Source organism: Paenibacillus sp. RS8, from assembly GCF_041956825.1.
Taxonomy (GTDB): Bacteria; Bacillota; Bacilli; order Paenibacillales; family Paenibacillaceae; genus Paenibacillus_AQ.
The window spans coordinates 6,953,365-6,972,956 of sequence record NZ_CP168131.1; the positions used below are offsets into that span (position 1 = coordinate 6,953,365).

The 19,592-nt window shown below is 51.5% G+C and carries 12 protein-coding genes; 3 read left to right on the forward strand and 9 right to left on the reverse strand.

Annotated features, from left to right (window positions below; translation table 11 throughout):
* Window positions 1–482: 482 nt before the first annotated feature.
* Window positions 483–1,550 (reverse strand): AI-2E family transporter, encoded by a 1,068-nt coding sequence (locus ACDZ28_RS32515; RefSeq protein WP_375103735.1) that lies wholly within the window; start codon window positions 1,548–1,550, stop codon window positions 483–485.
* 327 nt (window positions 1,551–1,877) lie between these two features.
* On the opposite strand from ACDZ28_RS32515, the gene ACDZ28_RS32520 reads away from it, so the two are divergent.
* The gene (locus tag ACDZ28_RS32520) at window positions 1,878–2,573 is read left to right on the forward strand and encodes a glycoside hydrolase family 16 protein (protein ID WP_375105462.1); all 696 of its coding nucleotides are present in this window, start codon (window positions 1,878–1,880) and stop codon (window positions 2,571–2,573) included.
* A 67-nt stretch (window positions 2,574–2,640) separates the two neighbouring features.
* Here ACDZ28_RS32520 and ACDZ28_RS32525 read toward each other — a convergent pair whose 3' ends face one another.
* Entirely contained in the window at window positions 2,641–4,218 is a 1,578-nt protein-coding gene (locus ACDZ28_RS32525; RefSeq protein WP_375103736.1) for an extracellular solute-binding protein, read from the reverse strand.
* A gap of 116 nt (window positions 4,219–4,334) precedes the next feature.
* Here ACDZ28_RS32525 and ACDZ28_RS32530 point away from each other — a divergent pair, with 116 nt between their 5' ends.
* Both ACDZ28_RS32530 and ACDZ28_RS32535 read left to right on the forward strand, forming a co-directional pair.
* The gene (locus ACDZ28_RS32530) at window positions 4,335–6,083 is read left to right on the forward strand and encodes a sensor histidine kinase (RefSeq protein ID WP_375103737.1); all 1,749 of its coding nucleotides are present in this window, start codon (window positions 4,335–4,337) and stop codon (window positions 6,081–6,083) included.
* Window positions 6,061–7,668 (forward strand): response regulator, encoded by a 1,608-nt coding sequence (locus ACDZ28_RS32535; protein ID WP_375103738.1) that lies wholly within the window; start codon window positions 6,061–6,063, stop codon window positions 7,666–7,668. Before ACDZ28_RS32530 ends, ACDZ28_RS32535 begins: the two co-directional genes overlap by 23 nt.
* 5 nt (window positions 7,669–7,673) lie before the next feature.
* Here ACDZ28_RS32535 and ACDZ28_RS32540 read toward each other — a convergent pair whose 3' ends face one another.
* The 7 genes from ACDZ28_RS32540 to ACDZ28_RS32570 all read right to left on the reverse strand — a co-directional run bounded on the left by ACDZ28_RS32540 (window position 7,674) and on the right by ACDZ28_RS32570 (window position 19,584).
* On the reverse strand, window positions 7,674–10,643 hold the full coding sequence (locus tag ACDZ28_RS32540) for a GH36-type glycosyl hydrolase domain-containing protein (protein ID WP_375103739.1): 2,970 nt from the start codon (window positions 10,641–10,643) through the stop codon (window positions 7,674–7,676).
* A 33-nt stretch (window positions 10,644–10,676) separates the two neighbouring features.
* Window positions 10,677–11,534 (reverse strand): carbohydrate ABC transporter permease, encoded by an 858-nt coding sequence (locus ACDZ28_RS32545; protein ID WP_375103740.1) that lies wholly within the window; start codon window positions 11,532–11,534, stop codon window positions 10,677–10,679.
* A complete protein-coding gene (locus ACDZ28_RS32550; protein ID WP_375103741.1) occupies window positions 11,531–12,409 on the reverse strand; it encodes a carbohydrate ABC transporter permease in 879 nt (292 codons plus the stop codon). Before ACDZ28_RS32550 ends, ACDZ28_RS32545 begins: the two co-directional genes overlap by 4 nt.
* A gap of 167 nt (window positions 12,410–12,576) precedes the next feature.
* The gene (locus ACDZ28_RS32555) at window positions 12,577–13,974 is read right to left on the reverse strand and encodes a sugar ABC transporter substrate-binding protein (protein ID WP_375103742.1); all 1,398 of its coding nucleotides are present in this window, start codon (window positions 13,972–13,974) and stop codon (window positions 12,577–12,579) included.
* Window positions 13,975–14,106: 132 nt separating this feature from the next.
* Window positions 14,107–18,603 carry a carbohydrate binding domain-containing protein gene (locus tag ACDZ28_RS32560; protein WP_375103743.1) on the reverse strand — a complete coding sequence of 1,499 codons (4,497 nt, stop codon included), beginning with the start codon at window positions 18,601–18,603 and terminating at the stop codon, window positions 14,107–14,109.
* A 235-nt stretch (window positions 18,604–18,838) separates the two neighbouring features.
* The gene (locus ACDZ28_RS32565; RefSeq protein ID WP_375103744.1) at window positions 18,839–19,048 is read right to left on the reverse strand and encodes a hypothetical protein; all 210 of its coding nucleotides are present in this window, start codon (window positions 19,046–19,048) and stop codon (window positions 18,839–18,841) included.
* A gap of 14 nt (window positions 19,049–19,062) precedes the next feature.
* Entirely contained in the window at window positions 19,063–19,584 is a 522-nt protein-coding gene (locus ACDZ28_RS32570) for a PRC-barrel domain-containing protein (protein WP_042130435.1), read from the reverse strand.
* Between the last annotated feature and the right edge of the window lie 8 nt (window positions 19,585–19,592).

Sequence of the window (19,592 nt, forward strand, 5' to 3'; positions counted from 1 at the left end):
ATTTCTTAACCAAGCATACTCGCCATCGACATCCTTATAAGGACGGTAGCGATTATGCGGGAAATATAAGACAAGAAGTATTTCGTGACACCTATACCCTCTTATATTTACAAAAAAACCTCCCATCCCTAGCGTATTATCGCTAGGGACGAGAGGTTATAATTCCCGTGGTACCACCCTAGTTAGCGGCTGAATATACTTTATTCTGCCACTCACTTTGCACCCTTTAGCGGGGGTGAGGCGACGGCGGTTCACCTAGGACATCCATTATATCTAGTGGATATCCTGAAACTTGCGCCGTTACTCCGAGGTGAGTTCACTCCGTTCCGTTAACCGGCTCGCACCTTAGTGCCGGCTCTCTGCAATAACGGTATAGAATTAATACTCCTCATCATCGTTCAACTATATATACCGACTGTTCATCAGTAATATTCCCCAACATTATATACAAAACTGTTGACGATAGTCAATGTTTTCCCCTTTTAAACAGGCTTTCGTTTGATTAAATACGTCATAAAGTGTTGAATAACGACTTTGGCCGCTGCAAAGAACGGTACAGCAAGGATAAGTCCAATCATCCCCGCCAATTCACCACCGACCAGAAGAGCAAAAATAATGAGCAACGGATGCAAATGCAGCGTCCTGCCCACCACCTGTGGTGAAATAATGTTACTCTCCACGATTTGGCACAAGGTGTTAACCACTGCCACCAGGAGCACTAAACGAAAAGAAACGGTCGAAGCCATCACAATCGCTGGTGCAGCTCCCAAAAAGGGACCCATATACGGAACAATATTGAACACTGCCACCACACTCGCGAACAGTAAGGCATATGGCATTCCAATGATGGCATAACCGATATATGCTAGCACACCTATTATAATGCATACCAGAAACTGCCCGCGAATGTAATTTCCGAGTGCATCATCGATATCTTTTAACAAGGTTACAATAGACTTCCGCCGTGCGCGGGGCAGACAAGAAACCACCGTACGTTCAAACACATCAAAATCCTTCAGGATATAGAACACTAGAAACGGCACGATAAAAGCATTGAACAGCACGTTAATCGTTGTCCCTATATTATCAAGGAAATTAGAAATCCCTTCGGCAAGACGGCTCTCCAGCTGAAAAAACCAGTTGTTCATCCCCATCTCGACCCCGGGGGGGATTAGTCTTGAATTCATATGCCGCATCAGCCCTTGCGCTTGCAGCGTCATCTCTGGCAGATGTTCATTCAACTCTTCAAGCTGCTCTATAAACATCGGTATTAGATTAATTGCAATCACTGCAATCGCCGTTAGAAATACTGCATATATAAGCAGGACAGCTACACTTCGCGGCATCTTTCGTCCTGCCAGCATGCTTACCACAGGATTCAGCACATAGGAAATAATCATAGCTGCCAGAAACGGCGCGAGGATTGCTTTTAAAAATACAAATATCCCCTGCAGCATAGGCCGAAGCAACCAAACAAAATACAAAATGATCAGGGAAAGCAGCACTCCGATCATCCACCGGAACCACTTACTTTGGGACCATTGCTCCATGAGCGTACCCACCCTCCTGCGACTATAGCCTGGACTAGCTTCGTAAATAAGTATATGTATGGCTGCGGCAAAATAAACGCCTTTTCCCAGAGGCCCACTGAAATATTATTATTTGGCAGGCAAAAGCAGCTTGGCAGTTGCCTGGATAGGCTGCTTCTGTAAACAGTTCATTATCTTCAAAATTTGTTATTCGGATTGACACATTGGTATGGCGGCTGCAGCCGGCATTCAGTACGATAATAGCAAGAAACCATCACAGGAGGAACAGATTTGATACGCAGCAGGTTAATCAAAGCAGCAGCGGCTATAGCGGCTCTATCGGCGGTCGTGTGGGGCATATGGGCGTTCGCGTTAGCGCCGAAATCCGGCGCCGAAGGTGTGAAAGACGATTTCACAGGGTTCAATACGGAGTTGTGGAAGAAAACAGACGGCTATTCCAACGGAGATATGTTCAACTGCACCTGGCGCGGGGACAATATCTCATTTACCGAGGAGGGTCTCTTGACCCTGTCACTCACAAGTCCCTCTCCCGGCGAGTTCGACGGTGCGGAGTACCGCTCCCTGGAGAAGTACAGCTATGGCAAATATGAAATCAAGATGAAGCCGGTGGCCAATCCCGGCGTAGTCTCTTCTTTTTTCACTTATACCGGCCCATCGGAAGGGGAGCCATGGGATGAGATCGATATTGAATTTCTGGGCAAAAATACCCGTCAGCTGCAGCTCAATTACTTCACGGACGGCACAGGCGGGCATGAGAAGGTGATCGATCTCGGTTTCGATGCTTCCGAGGAGTTTCACTGGTACGGTTTCGACTGGCAGAAGGATTCAATTACCTGGTACGTCGATGACCGTCCGGTTCACACAGTAACCGAGAACCTTCCCTCCACACCAAGCCGTATAATGATGAATCTATGGAATGGGACAGGCGTGGACTCCTGGCTGGAGCCCTATGACGGAACTGTCCCACTCCAAGCTTACTATGATCAGTTCCGCTATACTCCGGACCCATCGTCGGACAATTAAGAAGAAGTTCGACGCCTCTCCGACAAGAAACCGCCTTTATTGAGGCGGTTTCTTGTCCCTGCGGCACTCACCGACGGCTGCGTTCCCAGGCATTGACCTCCGAGCTTTCGATCAATCCTCCGTAGGCATTCCATTTGTCAACGAATTCGTCGAACTCTTCGATCCCGCTGTCTGCAAATATGATTTTTTGAAAGCTTTTCTGTTCCAGCTTCTTCAGCAGCTCTCCGTCGCGTTTCATCGTCGCCGTGGGCGGTCCGGTAAATTGCTCCTTGCGGGAGGCTTCCTTCTGGCCGAGCAGCACGGGTGCTATGTCTTTCGGAATCTCCCGGATAACCTCGGAGGGAATCCTTGCTCCATCGAAGGTCAGTGTGTAGGAAGCAACCCGGACACCACCCAGTGGCAGTTCAGAAGGCTGGATGGTAGGCTTGCCGTTGACCATTACCCAATCATAGCCTTCTGCAAGACCATTTACGAACTCGCCAGTCGAAGTTGCATAGGAATCAAACAAATAATTCTGGTAGGTAAAGAAAATCTCAGGATGCTTCATCTTCTTATTAATCAGAATAGCACCGTTGATAGGCAGAGTGCCTCTTCTCATGACAAGACCGCCTGGTCCCGAAGGTATTGCGACAGCACTGACGCGGGCCTGCGGGTCCGCATTGGTCAAGGAGGACAAGGGCCAGCCGCGCATCCAGTAAGGACCGGCAATGATACCTGCCTTACCGGAGATGAACTGATTGGCTGCCCCTTCTTCATCCAGCCACGCACTGTCGGCGGTCAGATAACCTTGCTGCACCCATTGCTTCATGAGCTGAACAGCCTTGCGTGCACCTGGCTGTACTGATCCGTATTCCAGGGTTCCGTCACTCTGGAGGTTCCACTGCTCGGGAACCGTGCCGAATGCCCCGAATACCCAGCTGCTGTCCCCCATCCAGGTACTGGGACCGTTGCGGAACCCGACTGAAAGTCCATAAGTATCCTTGATCCCGTTGCCGTCCGGGTCCCGGTTAGTAAAGGCATCCATGACCTGCTCCAGTTCATCCAATGTCCGCGGGGCTTCCAAATTTAGCTTGTCCAGCCAATCCTGGCGGATCCAAAGCAGGGGATCGGAATTATATTCATAATCCATGATGGGAATGGCATACTTGTACCCGTTCCTCACGAAGGGGTTCCATGCCGAAGCGTCCTCGGCAACAGCCTTCTTCCACACCTCGGAAGCATACTGTTCGAATAGACTGCCGACTTCCATGAACTGCCCTGAGTCGATCAGTTCCTGAATGATATCAGTATCCCTTGTCGTTACGATATCAGGCATATTACCTTTGGCCAGCTCAAGTCTCAGTTTATTGGCATAAATTTCTGAAGTGCCGGAGATCGTCCAGAGATAGCGGATACGGATGCCAAGCCGGTTCTCAGCCCAGATCGTATGCACATTATGCTCCAGGCTCTCCCCTTTTTTAAAGATCAAATTCGGGTTCACGGAGCCTACTGTATACAAGTCAACCGGAGGATTGTATTTACCTTCCTTAACATCGAAGTGCGGTGCTGTACTCTGCGGGGAAGCCGGCTGACTTAACTCGGTGCTGTGCCACGAGCAGCCTGATATCATCAAGAGCAGCATGAACAGCGGGGAACGGACTTTCATGAAACCACCTGCTTTTCGTAGAATTCTGAGGGATAAACAGATTGAATTATAACCGACTTTAAGATCTTGTGATACACTTCTTTATATTACAACAAATGCTAGAAAAGGATGATCTTATGTTGGCCTGGCGTCCCAATCTATTTATTAAAATGGTTGCAATTCTTCTCTCCCTGATTGCAGCCACGCTTCTTTTCTATGGATTGTCCTACCAGAAGGATGTCGGAGTGATTACGAATCAGATCAAAACGACCGATCTTAATCATTTGGAGTTCCTGACCCAGCAGATGGACAACAATATCAACCAGCTGGCAGGCAGTATGTATGCGCTACAGAGAGATCCCACCATCCGTGATTATGAGCAGATCACTCAATTGGGCCATCTCATTGATCCCACCCAGACTGTAATGACCGTACTGGAAAAGCTTTCACTTCAGACCAGCTCCAGCGCTTGGGAGAACCGGATTGTCCTGTACAAGCCCCACAGTGGTGAGACATTGGGATCGAATTCCTCTCTCTCCTTTGATTCCTCCTTATTGAACAAGCCTCTGCCGGCTGGATGGAGGTATATTCCAGAGGGTGAGGGCATCGCTGAAGCGGGGTTCCGCTTGCTGCTGTCAGACCCCATCGAGGGAAGATATCATCCGCGCGAGGCGGAAATGTTGATGTCGATGTATTTCCCCATATCCAATATTGAACGGATGTTCGATGCTTACCAGTCCCAAAACACGGGCAACACCTTCCTGTTCCATCCGACTTTGGGGGTAATCCTCTCCCGCAATACCGACCGGGAAATGGCACAACGAATCATTGAAACGCAGACTCCTTCCACCGGGCAGGGAACTTCGGATATCTTCAACCTCAAGGAAGGCAGCTTTCTTGTCAGTTCGGTCCCTTCTACGACCATTAATTGGCAGGTCGTGCATTTTTCGCCCCTTAAGAAGATTCTTCAACCGATTCGCAGCAGCCGCTATTCCTTCCTGACAGGATCGGCCATCCTTTTAGTCCTGAGCCTGCTATTCGCGCTGCAGCTCTATCGTCAAGTGCAGCGTCCGGTAAGTCTATTGCAGCGATCCCTTAACAGGATGAAGGAAGGGCGGTGGTCTACACGTATTCATACCAAGACCAATCCGGAGTTCACGATGCTCAATGAGGAGTTCAATGAAATGGCGGAACAGATTCAAGCCCTGATAGAACAGGTCTACATGGAGCAACTCCGGGCTAAGGACGCCCACTTGAAGCAACTTCAATCGCAGATCAATCCACATTTTCTCTATAATTGCCTATTCTTTATCAAGAGCAAGGCCGTTGTCGGCGACACGGATTCGGTGGAGGCCATGGCACTCAATCTTGGCGAGTACTACCGTTATATCACCAAAGTTGACCATTCCCTCACCACACTTCAGGATGAGCTGAAGTTGTTAGAGAATTACCTAGAAATTCAGAATTTGCGGAAACAGCGCATCTACTACGAGATGGATATCGCAGATGATCTGCACGGTCTGCAGATTCCCCGGCTGCTGATTCAGCCCTTGGTCGAGAACAGTATCATTCACGGCATTGAGAAAAAAATCGGCCAAGGCTCTATCCGAATTACTGCCAGTCAAACGCAACAAGCGGTCACGGTCACCGTTGAAGACAATGGAGCGGGCATGACCAATGAGGCGATTGTCTCACTAAATGCCAGAATATCCGAATCGACCCGCGAGGACGGTGGCTGCGGGCTATGGAATATCCAACAGCGCCTCCAACATCATTACGGCGATTCTTCTGGCCTTCTAATTGCCCCTTCACCTGAAGGCGGCCTAAAAATCACTCTCCGCATGGAGAAGAAAGAGGCACACCATGCACCAAATTCTGCTGGTTGACGACGAGCCTTACGTTGTTGACGATCTGTCCATCTCGCTGCCTTGGGCGGAGATGGGATTCGAACAGGTCCACAAGGCTTATTCCGGGTATGAGGCACTGGAGCTACTTCAGCGTTATCCTATCGATATTGTAGTAACTGACATCAATATGCCGGAAATCTCAGGCATCGAACTGATCACTTCTATCCGTAGCCGCTGGAAGCATATTAGAGTAGTGATGTTAACCGGTTATGCCGAGTTCGAATATGCCCGCAAGGCGTTAGAAGAACAAGCCAGCGCTTACCTGCTTAAGCCGATTGCCAATGACCAGTTTATCGCTGTCATCGCCAAGCTCCAGGAAGAGCTGCGCAGTGAATGGGAGGCATGGTCCTCCTATCAGCGGACGATGCAGACCTTCCGCGAGCATCTTCCTCTCTTGCGGGACCGGCTGCTAGGCGAACTACTGCAGGGGAGAAAGCTGTCCGGTCCACAGCTGCAAGAACGGCTGGCTCAATTCAGCCTGCCGCTCTCGACCGACCTGCCGGTATGCCTCGCAGTTGTCAGGCCGGAGGAATTCTTCCGCCGCCAGGATATGCACAGCATGCTGCTGTTCGAATACGCGATCATCAATATCGCGCAAGAGTTATTCCAGGACCGTTTCCACATCTGGTCCTGCAAGGATGTGCATGATTATCTCGTATTTTTACTGCAGGCTAGGGAGGATATTGAATTCAGCGGCGATCCTACAGATGATGTCGCCCAAGCGGCCTATCAGTTGCAGAACCATGTCGGCGCGTTGATTGGGGGCGGCCTCTCTGTGGTGACAACGGGCTGGGGAGGATTTCCCGACCAGATCTACACCCTCTATCAATCCGCCATCTCGGCCATCCGCCAGCATATCGGCAGTGAGACAGGTATCTATCTTGACGCAACGACCAGCAACGGCACCCAGTCTGTGGAGATTCTCCAGCCGCTCTATGAGCCTCCGCTTTTCATACATATGTTCGAAGCAAACAACTGGCAGGGCATCGAGGACAAGCTGAATACCATCGCTTCTGAGCTGCTCCGAAATTCGGATCACTCGCTGGAGCATATCCATGAAGTCCGTCTTCATCTGGAGACGGCATTCTATTATTTCGCCCACAAGAACAACAAAATGTTGAGCGGGATTGTTGGCAATCCACTACTGGAGCAGGCTCCCTTCCAGACGCCGGACAAGCTGCGAGAATGGGCGTTGGAGGTGATCGTTCTGCTGAGAGAGCATTTCGAATCGGAGCGCCGGAACAGCCGTACAGTCCTCATTAAGAACGTTCATGAATATATCAACAGCAATCTGCACTATGTCTCACTTCAGGCCATCGCCGATCATGTCCAGATGCATCCCGTCTATCTATCCAAAATGTACAAGCTGGAGACAGGCAAGCGAATCAGCGACTATATCAGCCAGATGAAGATGGAAAAAGCGGCGTATCTGCTAGTCCATACGCCGCTGAAAATTTATGAAGTTTCCGCCGAGCTTGGCTACTCTAATGCACATTATTTCATTAAGCTCTTTAAGGAGTACGCCGGCATGACACCGCATGAGTTCCGCGACCGGGCGTTGTAAAGCCATTAGTCTTCAAAACGCAGCTCCACCGTATGGAAGAGGCCGTCATCCGCAGTCGGTACAAACCCTTCTTCAAGCGCCTGGCCATCCAGTGTCAGACTGGCTGTGCCGTCTTTTATCCGGTGGAAGCCCTCCGGCTTAATAATCCGAATCTGGTACGAGGAGCCGCCAAGCTTTAACGTGTAGGCAAAGTCCGTCTGTTCTTCCCGCAGGATCGGATTGAGTGAAATGCCTTTCTCCGTATATTCAATGCCCAGCGCTTCCATCAGCGAGAGGGTGAGCCAGGTCGAGGTGCCGCTTAGCATCGGACCGATGTTCTCACCGGTCTCGCTGTTGTTGTATTGGGTGCAGAATCTCGGATTCCCGCAGATGGAGAACGGATCTTCCATCGTCTTAAACGGCATGACCCGGTCCAGCAACCAATAGCCCAACCGACCGAGTTCTACAGCGAGCTCTGCATCCGACACTTCCTTTGATCCCTTGAACATCGCTGCAGCAGCCATCATACAGGCATGCTTGAACACGCCACCGTTCTCCCGATCACCCGGAAAGTATTCATCCGAAGCCGTATGAGAGGACACCCGACCCAATGCAACAGGCGAAACCAGCTTCAGCCCAAAAGGAGTCATAAGATGCGACTTCATAGTATCCAGCATTAACGTGATCTGGGCTTCATCCGCACAGCCGGAAAGGATACTCCAACTGAAGGAATTCAGGAAATAAGAACCGTCGGACGCAGGATCTGAAGACAGGCCGTCCCCAGCGGCACCTAAATACGTATATTCGCCGTTCGCATAACGGTTGAACAGCACGCGTGCGAAGAAATTACCCTTCCAGGCATGCTCTTGAATACGTCCCCGCAGCCTTGCTCCGAAGCGTTCCAGCTCAGCAGCATAAATCTGCTCCCCTTTACGGGCGGCCAGTACGGACAATTCGTCCACCGCCACCTTCAGCAGGAAAGCATTCATAACACTCTCGGAATAATCGCTTTCCAGCGAATCCCCGAAGACTCCGCCTGCGGCCAGTTGCTTACGGTATAGCTCTTCTTTGGCCGGGCCGTTCAAGTACGTGTCATCCAGCTTCAGGCAGTCGTTCCAGTCTGCGAAGTCGAGCAGCGGCAGACCATGGCGTCCGATAGAGATCTGTCCGGAATAGACAATAATCGCTTTCAGTGTCTCAAATACCGGCCGGGTGGTTTCTTTGCCTGCTACCGGACAAGACTCGTCCAAGAACTCCACATCTCCCGTCAGCATGACATAACGATACACAGCTTGGATCAGCCATAGTGCATCGTCGGACCATTTACCCGGCTCTTTGCCGACCCAGAAGAAATTGTGATACGCATACCCCAGCTCGAATACCATGCCGGTCCATTCCTTGAGCAGACTCTTAACGAGACCGCTGCGGCCCATACCGACGAAATAATACATCGAGGCATACAAATCCTGAATTTCACGGAAGCCGATTTCCCTGTACCCCTTCTGGGTCTGGCAGAAGGAACGGGAGACAAAGCTCTGGTAGAGCACCTGGAACGGAAGGTTGCGGTTCACGAACAGATCGAAGCTGGCGTCACTGGAGGATACCTGCAGGAACTTGGCATAATCTTGCACAAACCCGTGTGATTCCGCCAATGCCTCTTCTGCTGCCCTGCGGCTGGAGAAGCGGGCAATCAGAGCACCCACCTCATCCTCCAGCACCGTATCGCTCCAGGATGCACCGCTCTTATCGGAGACAAGACCCGTCAATTGGTCAACCGCCACCGAAGCTCCGGCAGGAACATGGAGATCCCCCGCTACAGCGAAGAATCCCGGCCCTTTGCGGTGCAGTATGCTGCTCAGCTTAAGCGCACCGGACGGTCGGAACAGCGACCCTGTGCCAACGAACTCATTGTAGCTGACGCAGTATTCGCGCGGCAGCATAGGTCCGTCTTCCCCATGCACAATCATCGTGTGGAAGCGCAGATCGTGGCGTCCGCCTTCCGGGTAATAGTCGGGGCTGATTGCAGCCACCGCACCGGTGGAGTCCTGCAATACACCGCCCTGCATGATGACATTGCTGTACAGCACATCCTCAAACAGAGCGCCTGGAGCCGCTGAACCGAACATTCCCGTGTACACAAGACGAAGCTGGCGGTTGACTTCTCCATGGTTCACAATCTCAATCCGCTGCATTTCCGTAGCCAACGGCAGACCTTCCGAATGCGGCAGAATAAAGATGGTACGCGTAATCTCAAGTCCGCCGGACATACGGTACGTAATAATGGTCACATTCTGCGAATGGCGGCAGACTGCCGATTCAATCCCTTCTCCGCCCGGATCTGCGGAATAGAAAATCTGCTTCCCTTCCTCGAACAGATAGAATTGACGGTTGGCGGGGAAGCCGTTCTCCTCCTGGCGCATATCCCAGCGAGTCGCCAGTACCTGGGTAGCCGCATGTGAACGGAAGCTGCCTCCGCCAAGCCGGTCTACAACGCTCTTCGGGGTTGTCTGAAGCGGATGGGGGAACGCCAGACGGTTGCCCAGCAGCAGATTAACTGCGAAATGCGGCCCTGGTACGGGAGAACGCAGATCGATCACATGCTCGCCATCAGCGTTAAGAATACCGGCCCAGCCCGGCGAGGCCTTAAGCAGCGCCAGCATCTCGCTGGCGGTGGCCGCCGGTATGTCAACAGTCTGTTCCTCTCTTCCGGCTTGGCGGATATACAGGGACAATCCCGGCCCTTCACCGTCTAAAGTGAACAGCGCAGAAGCCCCGGCCTCCGCCGGCAGCAGCGCCGCTACAGCCGGGAGCTTCAGCAGCTCCTGAATAGCAGGCAGGTGGAGCGGCAGACCGGCGATGCCGATAGCTCCGCAGCGCTGCGAGTCGGTGAAGACGGCGCTGAGGGGGGCGCCGCCGGTCCGGTCAGTGAAGGTCTCTCTCAGAATATCCTCAGCCGAAGCTGTTGTTTCTCTTGCAGTATTGAATTTCAGCATCATGAATGGTTCTCCTCTTTTCTGGCATCCCGTAGATCAGCCCTTGACAGCTCCTGCGGTCATACCGCTGATAAAGTATTTTTGGGTCATGAAAAATATGGCCATAACCGGCACGGTAACAACCGTAGAAGCTGCCATCAACAGGTCATAACGGGTATTGTACTGACCGACAAATAGGCGGATACCGACCGGAATCGTCTGTACATCCGAGCTGGTCGTGAGTACCCAGGCGAAGAGAAGCTCATCCCACGCCGTAAGGAAGATGAAGATCCCTGTTGCAATAATACCTGGCAGAGACAATGGCAGAATAATTTTGTAAAACGCCTGAAATTTCGTACAGCCGTCAATCGAAGCCGATTCTTCCAAATCCCTTGGAATCGAGACAAAGAAGCTGCGCATAATCCAGATACTAATCGGGGTATAGAAAGCCGTATAGACAAGAATCATTCCCCAATACGTATTGATCATCGGGAAACCGAATGTATTTTTGATCCACAGGAACATCAGATAGATCGGGAACAGGAACATAATCCCCGGGATTAACTGGGTGGATATGATACTCATGCTGAACAGCTTCGATCCGGGAAAATCAAACCGGGCCAGCGCATATCCGGCCAGAACAGCAAAGGAACCGGCAAGCAGCGTCGTCGCGCCGCAGATCAGAAGGCTGTTTCGAAAATAGACGGCAAAGTTAACCGTATCCCACATATTAATATAGTTGACCCACTGCGGCTTCGGCAGGCTGAAGGTAGTGATCCCGTTCAGAATCTGGTTATTGGAGTGCAGAGAGGTGAAGATCATCCATAGGATCGGGAATATCGTCAATACAACAATAACCCAGGTCAGGGAAGTCAGCATGAACGAACTGACAGAACGTTTACGTTGTGTACTCATTGGGCATTCAACTCCGATCTAAAAGCACGGTACCATACACCGACAACCATCAGCATGGCAAACATCAGCATGATAGAAGCCGCAGAACCCGAACCGAAGGACCAATATCCAAAGGATTGGCGGGTCAGAGCTGTCATCAGCAGGTCTCCCCATTCTCCTGGATATCCGGCACCATTGCCGAACATCGTGGAGACGATGTTATAGGAATAGACATTGTTAATAATTTGGAATAAAAGCTGTACCGCAATAACCGGCTTCAGCATCGGCAGTGTCATGTTCCAGAACTGGCGGAACTTGCCCGCACCGTCAATGGTTGCCGCTTCGTAGATATCTTCCGGAATGGTCTGGAGTCCTGCCAGGAAAATAACCATTAGGAACGGCCAGCCGCGCCAGATCGTTGGAATAATGATCGCCCAGATCGTATTCGGTCCCAGCAGCCAGAAAGGCTTCTCATCGAAGAGATGCAGAACATCAACCAGGAAATAGTTGATAATCCCGTTCTGCTGCCACATGAAGCCCCAGAGCACACCGACCACATAAGACGGAACGACCCATGGGAGCAGCATGGCTGTACGGGCAATGCTGCGGCCGGGAAAATCACGGTTCAGCAGCAGAGCCATCATCAGGCCCATGATCATTACACCGATCGTCACGATGACTGCATAGATTGCAGTGTTGCGAATGGCAAAATTCAATCCTTGGCGGACCGGATTATCAGAGTTAAACAACAGGCCAATGTAATTGTCCATTCCCACAAATGGCGCCTTCAGGTATTTACCGAGCGTAAATTGGTTCAGCTTCAGAAATGACATCCAGAACCCCTGAACCATCGGGAGCAAGTGCACCAGCAGCATGAAAATGATGGTCGGTACCATCAGCATGTAAGCAAATTTATTCTCTCTGACCCGCTTGCGCCACAGTCCGCGCTTGCCGGAGGCCACCTTCGCGGGCAGATTTTTTTCAGTATGGAGTTCCATCTCGTTTCCCTCACTTTGCTAATGAAGAACCGCCGCGCCCTATCGCGCGGCGGCTTCCCAAAATCCTATTGGTTAATAATTGCTTTGACTTCAGCTGCTGCGGAATCCAGCTCTTCCTTGACGCTTTCTTTACTGTACTTGCCCTTCACGCCGGCAACGATATCCCAGACGTTGGCAAAATGCTTCTGCAGTGCGGTTTCTGTAGGTCCCCATTGCGGAATAGCCGGATAGGTTCTTCCGTATTTCGTTGCTTCCGAGAATGCCTTCATGTTGGCATCCAGATCTGGTGATTCCAGAAGAGACAGTCTGGCCGGAAGCTGGCCCGATACGGCAGCATAGGCCTTCTGAGCTTCATCGGAGGTCAGGTATTTAATAAGCTCCCATGTGGCTTCCTTGTTTTTAGAGCCGCTGAATACGGTCAGCTCGCTGCCGCCGACAAAGGTAGCCTGTCCGCCAGGACCCGCTGGAAGCGGAGCCACCGCGAAGTTTTTCGCAGCTTGCTTGTCATCCATCCCTCCGTTTGCTGTCGGTGTCGCAAAGTTTTTGGCAAGCCATGGTCCGGAGATAATTACAGCCGATTTGCCGTCACCGAAATCGCTCTCAATCTGTGACGAGTTCTTTTCGAGTGAAGCCTTTTCCACAAGGCCTTCCGCTGCAAGTCCAGTGTAGAACATCACACCCTCAAGCCCTTTGTCTTCGTTGAAGACTACATTGCTGTTGTCTTCCGAGAGTACGTCACCGCCTGCGGCCCAGATCCAAGGGAAGATGTTATGCACTACGTTCCAGTCGTTTTTCCCCGGAAGTCCAAGTGCTGCGATTTTTTTGCCGTCCACCATCTGTCCGTTGACTGCTTCCAGCGCACTTTTGAAGGAATCCCAATCCTTAAATGCTGTGGTCGTATCAACACCGGCTTGCTTGAAAACGTCCGTCCGGTAATAAATCGCACGTGCATCTACGAACCAAGGCACTCCGTATACTTCACTGTCACCAGCGATGGAAGTCGTCTTCCAGATGGCTGGCAGGAAGGCTTCAGCGCCGCCCACATCAGCTACTTTATCCGTTACTTTATCAATGCCGCCCATGCTGGCGATAGCCGGAACCCAGGTCGATCCGAGCTGAAGTAAATCCGGGCCTTCGCCGCTGGTAGCCGCCGTTGTAATCTTGGTCCAGGCAGAACCCCAGTCCAGCACAGTGACCTTAACGGTGACATTCGTATGCTCTTTCAGGTAAGGATCAAGGGTCTTCAGGAAATCTTCATCCGGCTTAGGACTGTTCGGCATTACCCATGCGTTCAAGGTTACCGGATCATTGCTTGGCGTTGCAGGAGCTGTGGTCGCACTGCTCTCTTCCTTCTTTTCTCCGTTGTTAGATGAACTTGATGGAGTGTTGTTGCCTCCACATCCACTGGCTACCACAGAGAATGCCATGAGTAACGCAGTGATGGATACCGCTGTCTTTTTCATAATTAATCTCCCCTATTGTCGTTTGAACATCACGGAGAATGGTTGCCCATCCTCCATGTGTTAATTATAAAAGCGGTTCTTACCGGTCTAAATACCAAATCGCAAGTCTGGATAACAAAATCTAAAGCTTGATCAAGGTGTAGCTACGGTTCCGTTATTCATAAGCACAATATCATCGATATCCACCGCCAGATGACCTGTACCGCCATCCTTAATATTGCCCAGCTCGAACGAAATGCGGCCGATGGAGGTACTGTCTCCTGCAACGTCAAATTCCAGGGTATATTCGCTGTATTCCGTATTCAAATCAATGATCTCGCTTGTATATCCGTGCCAGGTATAATTGTTTGCCACATCCAGCCAGCCGATGCTGATATTCATTTTGCGCTTAACATCCGACTTAGCCTTGAAGGTAAGTGTATAATGATTTCCTTCGTTGTAAGCGACTCCCTCATAAAAGACCTGCCGGTCCCAGCTGTTCGTTCCTGTGGAACCAACCTTTATCTGCAGCGCACCATCCACATTATCAATGGACAACTCTCCATTTTCAGAGGAATAGCTGTTCCAGCCCTTAAGCGGAGCGGAGAAATCTCCATTTGGTATCAGGTTCTCTCCGTACGCCTCCCCGTCCAATACCGGGCTTACCTGAATCAATGAAATATGGCTCAGCTTCACCGTGTGCTCTCCCAATTCCTCAGTAATCTTGCCGAGACTGAACTGAAGCAGAGCAGCCGGATCTGTTGCCGAAGCGGTGAACAGATATTCATAATGTCCGCCGGCTTCGCTCAGAGTGACCATCTCATTCTTATATGTCGTCCAATCTTTATCCACAGTACCGTCATGCTGCACGAGCACCCGTATCGCTCTTGCTATTGAGGCATCCGCATCGAAGCGAAGCAGATATTTTTTCCCTTGCTCCATCGGGATTGGCCCTTGCTTCACTTGTACATTCCAGTCCTCATCCCCGGTGCCGCCCAGGTCAACCTGCAGCGCCCCGTACACTGCGTTCATGACCGTATTCTTCACTGGAGCATCTTCCCAATCTTTTTTGAATAACGTCCAGCTGTCGGTGGAAGCATCCTTGAAGCTGCCGTTCATTACCAGCTCACGGGACAAATCCAGCCAGGCCAGATTGTAGCCGCTGCCGCCAAGACGGATATAATAGCTTCCCGCAGGCAGCTCAATCGGTGCCCCGATGATGGAGCGGTAGGCTTGAAGGCCCCCGGTATCACCAATTGCCGTACTATAGACAGCTGCCGTCACCACGTTCTGCTTGCCGGCATCGAGAACCGACAGTGTAAGCTCTGAATCCCCCTGAACACTAGATACTCTGGTTACAGGGACAATGCTGGCCGCCTGAGGAAGAACCACTTTGTATTCCACATAGTCTCCCTTGGCAATATCGGTGACATCCTTGCCGCCCTCGCCGCTTGGGACCAGACTGATTCCCGAAGATCTCCAGTACTGATCTCCCCGTAGATGCAGGTAATCCTTGAGTACAGGCGGATTAGTCATCCGGATCAGACGCACATTGTCAATTTCAGTATATCCGGTTGTCTGGCCGAGCAGGAACGACAATACCCCTTCCGTCCCGGACCCGCCGGACAATGCAACTTCTGCGGTATAGCTCTTCCAGTCCGGCGTCAGCGTGAACGCTGCTCCGTCAGGATAGTCCGTACGGCCGCCGTTATTCTCCAGCTTGATTCCGAGCGGCTGCGCCTTATCGGATCTAGCGTCGAAGGAAAGCTGATAGACTCCGTCTGCTGACATAGGTAGGCCTGACTGGGTAAGCGTAACATCCTCCGGCGATCCGCCGGTATGGCTGACGTCCGCCCTGAACTCCCGCTTCATCATCGGCAGCTCCAGAGTATTGGTCACACTCGCCTTCCCCACTGCTCCCGAGCCTGGCTTAACGACAAAGTTCCAATAGCCTAGGCGCCCTTCTCCCAGCTCGAAGCCTCCATTATAAATCAGGTTGCCGTCTGCAAGCGGTGTGCGTACCACAGGTATCGGCTCCGTCTCTACCACCCGGACATTGGCGAAATAGGCTGCAATATTGTTCAGACCCAGGTTGAACTCAAATCGGGCATTGTTATCCGAAGCCTTAGTCATGGTGAAGCTGTATTCATACGACTGCCAGTCCGGCGTAAGCTGGAAATTTCGTTCCCCGGAATACGCTGTCCATCCGCCACCGAATTCGGTCAGCTTGCTCATCATTGGACGTGCTGCGTCCGCTTTGGCGTCGAACGTTACCTTGTAGGCTTTGCCCTTCTCCAGCAGAAGCGGCTTCTGCGTAAGCTGAATGGAATAATTCTGGGTTCCCGCCTCACGGATGGCAACCTTCACTGCCTTGCCCTTATCCGTATCTTCAATGACAGAGGTTGTTCCGCCGCCTCCGGCGTTCTCAATCAATTCCCAATATTCCGGCTGTCTTTGGTCTACTATGGCACCCGTGAAGTCCCCGTTATAAATCTGATTCCCGTCTGCCAAGGCAGGACGCTGCGGGGTCGAAAGCCCCGGATTCGCTGGCCGCTGGCCGGTTACATCCGGCCATTGATCCAGGTACTTGTACTTGTAGACCCGGACATAATCGACATACATCTTATCCGACTTGAAGTCCGCCGCCGGATCGCCCGGCCAGTCGCCGCCTACTGCCAGATTTAGGATCATATAGAACGGCCGGTCAAACGGTGCAGGGTACGTATAGTAATCCGGCTGACCTTTAGCCATCGTTCCCCAGTCACTCGTTTCAAAATACATTTTACCGTCCACATAATACCGGATCAGGCCCGGAAGCCATTCCAGCGTGAAGTCGTGATAGGCATCAGCGAACGTCTGGCCTTCAGGCAGAACATAAGTTTTGGACTGGGAAGTATGCGGGATATCGTAATGAAGGGAGCCATGAACGGTTCTCGGATACAGCTCCGCCTTCTCCTTATCCCCGGCAACCGGTCCCGTCAGTTCCATAATGTCGATCTCGCCACTTCCCGGCCAAGGTCCATACTGATTCTCATCATCGGTTGGCATCATCCAGATGGCAGGCCACATCCCCTGCTGAATCGGCAACTTGGCCCGTACTGAGAATTTTCCGTAAGTCCAGTCGCCCTTCAGCTTGGAGGTCAGCTTGCCAGAGGTATACTTCTTCCCGCCGTAAGCTTCCTTCCGGGCTTCCAGTGCCAGCACACTCTGCCCGCCCTCTGTTGTAAGCGACGCGTTGTTCGGATGATAATATTCCAATTCGTTATTGTATACCGTTCCGGTATCCTGTACATTCCATTTGCTCTCATCAATAGCACGGCCGTCGAATTCGTCATTCCAGACCAGCTCCCAAGGATTATCCTGGGGTAGCGGAGTGACCACTGGCGTTGCTGTCGGTGTAGCAACCGGAGTTTCTGTTGGCGCAGGCGTTGCTGTAGCTCCGCCTGTATTTCCACCGCCCGCTGCAAAGGTTGGAGCAGCGGTAGCACTTGCCTGCGCTGTAGCTCCATTGCCGGACAAGTCCCGAAGCTTCTCGCCAGGCTTGAGCGCCTGACCATTGAGCAGCACACGGTCCGATTGGGTCTCAAGCACGCCTATGTGCCCCCGGTTCACGATCTCTGATCCGGCAGCACGGACACCGATGACCAAGGTATCTACCCTTGAACCGGTTCCAATCTCTACTTTGGCCGGCTGGACCAGTTCGATCCGGGCCGCCGAGCTTCCATCCTCCAGAACGACTCGCACAGGCGCTTTCGGCTTGCTGATAGTCGTCTGACCCAGTGAAGATTTGCGGAATACTACCGAATGGTCACCGCCTCCGGAGATATGGGTGGTGCCCTGCACCTTGACGCCCGAGAACGATACTTCCCCTTCTCCTGCACCGGCAGTTACATAGAGATTGCCGTTAACCGGTCCGCCTTCTATTTGCACATTCGCCCGGTTGATAATCACATTGCCAGACACCTGTCCAATAGACTGACTCCCCTCGCCTGAACTGATCCACCCGACCATCCGACCAAGCAGCGCCGCCAGCTCAGCCCGGGTCATTTGCGCCTGCGGATTCAGCTTGCCCTCCGAGTCGCCCCGCAGGTATCCGGCGCTTAGCATCGCACTCACCGCTTCCCTGGCATAGCCGCTGACCGCTGCAGCATCAGACTGCGCTGCCAGTGCAGTCTGGGAGTCCGCCTCCAGCTCGAAAGCCCGGCTCAGCATCGTCATTACTTCCTGGCGTGTTACAGCCGCTCCGGGCTGAAACCGGCCGTCCGTGTAGCCCTTGATTAGACCCGCTGCGCTGACCACACCTACATCCTTGCCATACCAGGAAGAAGCGCTTACATCACTAAACATGACAGTACCCGGATCTGTAAAACGAAACATCCGGTTGAGAATGACTGCCATCTCCGCACGGGAGATAGCCCGGCTTGGCCCAAATTGTCCCTGACCATCGCCTTGCAGAATTCCGGCGGCTGCCAGCCTGTCTGCGGCCTCCCCAGCCCAATGCTCATTCATATCGGCAAACACCGCCGATCCGGCTGCATCAGTACTGCTAACGATTGAGGCTGCTTGAGCCGATCCAGTGTTTCCGGGAAGCTGAAGACTTGACAGCAGCATAACAGAAACCAAAATCTTGGATATTCCTCTGCGGTACATTTAATGTTCCCCCTTATGTGTAAATTTGTAAAATTCCGGCTTTACCGCCGTCAGTTTCATTATAGAGTCAGCTCCCTGCAGGCAACATACAAATTCCTTAGCGCAAATAACAAAGATACAACTTTGGCAAAAAAGAAAAAGCCCAATCCTCAGGGGGCTGCAACAGCCACCTGAAGATTGGGCATGGTTCATGGTTCATTCTATATAACTCTTGGAGCATCCATTGGACTAAAGATTATGACGATGCATGAATTTGCGGGTAGTCCTGAGTCATATCATCCCCGGAGAACAGATCGTCCAGCGAGCTGAGTGTACCGTCTTCTTCAACCTGATACACCGACATTTTCTCACCGTTTACCGTTAATTCAATGAAACAGCCCCAGCAATAGAACTGGTGGGAACCAATTTTTCCGATATCTTTAGAGTTGCAGTTTGGACACTTCATATAATACATTCCACCTATCCGTTAACAATATTAATGGCTTTTTGTAGCCGTTCTTCGCTCATCGCAGGAACCATTAAAGCATTCTCACCAATGGACATCTCATCAGAACAAGGCAGCCATTTGCGGCCTTCGATCAAATCAGTCACAAGCCCGTCACTGATTTCCAGCGCTCCTATTGTGTTTCCCAACTTTTGGTCAAAATAAACATCCGATATTCGTCCAAGTATAGTTCCCGTTGTAGTCAGTACTTTTAAATCCTTAAGTTTGTTCTTTCCAAGTAGAAATGTACAAGGTATATGATCGGCATCTGTCTTATCAATCGACTCTTTACTACGAATCATGACAGCATCCTCGCCGTAGGCCACAATATCTTTCCATGCCACAAATTTCACATGGCCGCCAAAAAAAGATTTGCTTTCCAGTTCAATACCCGTAATATTCCAGTTTGAATCGAGCAGAATATCGACAATCTTGCCGATTTCATTACCCTCTTCAACTTCATATACAGCCAAGCCGATCAGATCTTGAAGTCTCATGGCTGCCT